Raw genomic sequence first — 1,402 nt, forward strand, 5'->3', positions numbered from 1 at the left:
CATTAGCATTGCATAAATATAGTTAGAATTTTCTGTTAATTAATTTTTGTGAATTTGTGCCAAAAAGACAAAACCTAAAGAAAGGTGGCACTGCCCATTTGGTAAATATATACAGTTAAATCAGAGCGACAACGACAAAAGGGAGATTATGGACTGGCTCGCCCATCAAATTTTCGCAACCAAACATAAGCTGGTTTCCACAGAGCTCTCTTTAACCAACGAGTAATTCGAAGTAGGGATTTCTTACTTTTCATCTCCAATTGAATGAGAACATGTAAGCAATACGTGATAAGGGCTAAGAAAATTTGATTTTGAATAGCTGTTTCACTCATTCCATAAAAGTGCTTAATTTCTACGTGTTGCTTGAGCCATTTGAAAAAGAGTTCAATAGCCCAGCGAGATCGGTAAATATCACTTATCTCTTCTGGTTTTAAATCAAATCGGTTGGTGATTAAACGAAGTAAGTTCCCTTTTGTGTCCATAACTTCTAGTAGACGATAGACATTTTCAGTACGATTTTGTGTGGTACCAATGTAGACCATTTTATCGGATAGAACGTGACAATCATCAGGAAGTGAAAATGTATAGACTTCACGAATGACTGCGTTTTTCTTCAGTCTTGAAACGAAGAAATAGCCATCATCTGTCATCCGGTCAAAACGTTCATAGTCCACATAACCGCGGTCAAACACATACATGGCTTCTTTATCATCCACTAGGACTTCGAGTTGATTTCGGTCATGTTCTTTTGCTGTCGTAATCACTGCTTTTTCAGGATAGACGGTGTCTTTATCCATGAAAACGAGCCGTAAGTGTAGCTTTACACCAGCTTTTGTTTTACGGAATTTTGCCCATTTATAATTGGTCAAATTCAACGGGAGTGTACTTGAATCAATGATTTTCAGTGGCATATTCTTTCCGTTTTTATAATGGTACCGTTGAATTTTCCAAACAAGATCCAAGAACAAATTTGCAAGAATTAGTGGGTTGATCTGATTGTTTTTTCGGGATAGCTGAGAGGCACTTATCGATTCAAATCCGAGTGCTTTTTGAAGATCTTCGTCTACAAGTGAATCACTCATTTCCTCTAAGCTCGTAAATTCGAGCAGCTGGGCTACCAATAAAAGTTTAATATAGGCTTCTGTTGTCAGCTTTTTTGTGTAATAGTCCTGTTTCAATTCTTTGACTTGTTCGCTAAGTTTTTGAATATTTATGGGTGAAACCCATTTACCAAATGATGAAATTAGTGTATTCTTGTCCATAACGGTTATCCTTTACGATTGGATTTGGACAGGAACCACCTGTACTTCCATTGTAAAGGATTTTTTTGTTTTGAAATCAATAAAAAATTGAACATTCTTAGTATTTTGAATCATCAGATTTAATTACTGCAATGCTAGTG

At 36.2% G+C, this 1,402-nt stretch carries 1 protein-coding gene; it reads right to left on the reverse strand.

Annotated elements, in window-relative coordinates; translation table 11 throughout:
* Positions 1-146 precede the first annotated feature (146 nt).
* Positions 147-1,262 carry an IS4 family transposase gene (locus FB379_RS18300; RefSeq protein WP_144598583.1) on the reverse strand — a complete coding sequence of 372 codons (1,116 nt, stop codon included), beginning with the start codon at positions 1,260-1,262 and terminating at the stop codon, positions 147-149.
* Positions 1,263-1,402: the final 140 nt, after the last annotated feature.

The organism is Aeribacillus composti (assembly GCF_007827555.1).
GTDB classification, from domain to species: domain Bacteria; phylum Bacillota; class Bacilli; order Bacillales; family Aeribacillaceae; genus Aeribacillus; species Aeribacillus composti.

What these genes read in the sequence shown, in the direction of transcription:
- FB379_RS18300 (WP_144598583.1), bottom strand. Translation starts at nt 1,262, where the DNA reads ATGGACAAGAATACACTAATTTCATCATTTGGTAAATGGGTTTCACCC.